General features: G+C 38.7%; 4 protein-coding genes and 1 pseudogene. All 5 read right to left on the bottom strand.

Going from position 1 to position 2291, the window contains the following annotated elements:
• Positions 1 to 492, bottom strand: a 492-nt coding sequence (locus IBX42_RS12160; protein WP_294933196.1) for a signal recognition particle receptor subunit alpha, incomplete at its 3' end; no start/stop codon positions are given.
• A gap of 168 nt (positions 493 to 660) precedes the next feature.
• Complete coding sequence (locus IBX42_RS12155; RefSeq protein ID WP_294933197.1) at positions 661 to 1113, bottom strand: YaiI/YqxD family protein; 453 nt, start codon at positions 1111 to 1113, stop codon at positions 661 to 663.
• On the bottom strand, positions 1113 to 1337 hold the full coding sequence (locus IBX42_RS12150) for a GIY-YIG nuclease family protein (RefSeq protein WP_294933195.1): 225 nt from the start codon (positions 1335 to 1337) through the stop codon (positions 1113 to 1115). The genes IBX42_RS12155 and IBX42_RS12150 overlap by 1 nt, the downstream gene beginning before the upstream one ends.
• A 25-nt stretch (positions 1338 to 1362) precedes the next feature.
• The gene (locus tag IBX42_RS12145; protein ID WP_294933194.1) at positions 1363 to 2097 is read right to left on the bottom strand and encodes an RNA pseudouridine synthase; all 735 of its coding nucleotides are present in this window, start codon (positions 2095 to 2097) and stop codon (positions 1363 to 1365) included.
• A 10-nt stretch (positions 2098 to 2107) separates the two neighbouring features.
• A pseudogene (locus tag IBX42_RS12140) lies at positions 2108 to 2291 on the bottom strand (3-deoxy-D-manno-octulosonic acid transferase); the annotation flags it as partial.

Below are 2291 nucleotides of genomic sequence, written 5' to 3'. Positions count from 1 at the left end.
AACTTCAACAGGATTTTTTGTGCTCTCATTTTCATAGAGTTCAACATCTATTTTCGCCGTAATTTGACGAAGCTGCTCAACTGCCGCTAAACGCTGCAAATCGGCTGCTACTACCAAAACTTTTTTCTGTTTGTTTTTTAGATACAGCGCCAGCTTACCTGTTGTCGTTGTTTTCCCAGACCCTTGAAGTCCGGTCATTAAAATAACGGTCGGAGGTTTTGAAGCAAAAATAAAGCCTCTGTTTCCGCCGACTTCTAAAAGTTCATAGAGTGTTTCTCTTAAAGCCGCTAAAAATTGATCTTTTCCAATCCCGTTTTTTTTCGTCTCTACCTGAACTTTAAATATAAGATCTTTAACAACTTTATGGTTTACATCCGCTTTTAAAAGAGACTTCTTTAACTCGTCTAAAGCCTTTGTGAGGGCTTTTTCATCATCATGAAAACGAATTTTTCTAATAGCGTTGGTAAATGAATCTGTTAATGTGTCAAACATATAGCCCTCCTACTAATTAATCTCATATAATTTGAACTCGTTCAAATTATATTCAGGCACTAAAGCTTTGCCCATAAGGGCAAAAGGAGTCATTTTGACTCCTCTTTTAAAAATAGTCTTGAATGTAAAAAGTGGCGAATTTTAGCTGAAAGTTACTTTAAGTCTGCTTTATATTTGATGATACTTCGTCAAAAAGCTATGAAGCTGATTGGCAAATCGGTGCGCATCTTTTTGATCAAAGGGCTTTGGACCTCTTGTCATCTCTCCGGTGTCTCTTATGCTCTCCATCAGATTTCTCATGGCTAAATATTGCTTAATATTGTCAACGGTATAAAGCTCGCCTCTATGGTCTATCGCATGTGCCGTTTTATTTATTACTCTGTCTGCTAGCGGGATATCGGCTGTTATTACCAAGTCGCCCTCTTTTGCAAGTTCAACTATATGATGATCTGCTGCATCTGCGCCCTGCTCGACAATAATGTAAGTAATCAGTTTTGATTTGCCGATGGTAATGGGTTTGTTTGAGACTACAAAGGTTTCAATAGAGAGTCTCTCAATCGAGCGAAATAAAATCGGCTTTAGAAGGTTTGGAAAAGCATCGCCATCAACAAAGATTCTTATCACTTTATAAGCTCCAATTTTTTGGCTCGCGGTAGTTTTTTTATCTCCAACTCTCTTATGGTTGCGCTGCTTTTGTCTTTGCAACTCTCAGAGTAAACCAAAACTGTCGGTCTTCTTGCGCGTGTATATTTAGCACCCTTTATAGAGTTGTTATGCTCCTCGACTCTTCTAGCTAAATCCGTAGTTATTCCGGTGTAGAGAGTCTCATCGCTGCATCGCAACACATAGACACTCCATAAGCTCTGTGGGCTATTCGAAGTGGACAAATGTACTTGGCTCCGGTGCCGTAAACTCCATGTTAAGAAGTCTTACTTTATAGGCATGGAGCATTACGCGCTTTGCTCGTCTTCCGCCGTACTGCTCATCACCGACAATCGGATGTTCTATATATCTGAGGTGAGTTCTTATTTGATGCGTTCTTCCGTGGTGGATAATGCACTTTATTTTTGTTTTATTTCCGCTGACGATATCAGGAAAAACTTCAGTTCTTGCAGGCTTTCCTTTTGCAGAAACGTTTGACGAGGCACGATTATTTTTCTTTGTAGTAAGTATCGGCTTGTCTATCTCAATCGGCTCGCTTATAATTCCCTCTACCCACGCAATGTACTCTTTATAAACTCTGTCTTTTCTAAACTCTTCAATAGCTTTTTGACGAAACTCCTCATTTTTTACAAGCATTAAAACTCCGCTTGTTTCACGATCGAGTCTGTGAAGAAGCACGGCAGGTTTAAACTGTCTCTCTATCTCATCCGAGTTTACATGTGCAGGTTTGTCTAGAACAATCAAGTCATCATTTTCAAAAATAGGCTTGATTTTCTCTACTTTTTCAACCCTAAAAGTAGTTTTTGCGTCGATATCTCCACGAGCAATCATTACCTTCTTATTGCCCACATAGACCAAGCCTCTGTCTATCATAGACTTTGCTTGAGAATTTGAGACTCCCTCTTGTGCCGCTAAAAGTTTATATGCTTTTTCTAGTGCCATATCTATATCCTTAATTTTCTAATATCTTCTTTATAATCGGTTCTAAGTTAATTTTTTCTTCAACCATACTAGGCGGCAGCTCTTTACATGCCATGAGTGCTCTGTGTATCTCATTGCTCTCTACATACTGAACATGATGAACATACTTAAAAAGCTCTCTTTGATGAAAAAAGTGTTTTCCGGTAATGATTTTA

Origin of the sequence: Sulfurimonas sp. (genome assembly GCF_014859695.1) — a bacterium.
Classification (GTDB): domain Bacteria; phylum Campylobacterota; class Campylobacteria; order Campylobacterales; family Sulfurimonadaceae; genus Sulfurimonas.
Note: the sequence above shows the minus strand (reverse complement) of the source record. Positions and strands in the feature narration are given on the sequence as shown.

What these genes read in the sequence shown, in the direction of transcription:
- IBX42_RS12145 (WP_294933194.1), bottom strand. Translation starts at nt 2,097, where the DNA reads ATGGCACTAGAAAAAGCATATAAACTTTTAGCGGCACAAGAGGGAGTC.